This window comes from Bradyrhizobium sp. Kon58 (assembly GCF_055807455.1).
The window spans coordinates 1-263 of record NZ_JBVVOT010000469.1; the positions used below are offsets into that span (position 1 = coordinate 1).

The following is a 263-nucleotide window of genomic DNA, read 5'->3' on the forward strand; positions in this document are numbered from 1 at the left end:
GGCACACCCGGCGCGTGCGTATCGATCGTGACGGCCAGGGCCGTCGACGCAACGCTGGTGCCGCCCGAGGTCGTCGCCGTCGCCATCAGCGAGTGACCGCCGTCGGAGAGCGCGGCCGTGGTCAGCGTCCAGGCGCCGCTCGAGTTCGCCGTCACGGTCCCCAGCACCGTCGAACCGTCAAGCACCTTCACGGTGCTGCCGGCGACGGCCGAGCCCGTCAGCGTCAGCGTGTTGTCGTTGGTGATGTGGTCGCCGACAACACC

At 70.7% G+C, this 263-nt stretch carries 1 protein-coding gene; it reads right to left on the reverse strand.

The window, feature by feature from the left end; all coding sequences use genetic code 11:
• A partial coding sequence (locus AC0L20_RS41175; protein ID WP_473295856.1) for an Ig-like domain-containing protein occupies positions 1-263 on the reverse strand: 263 nt, incomplete at both ends.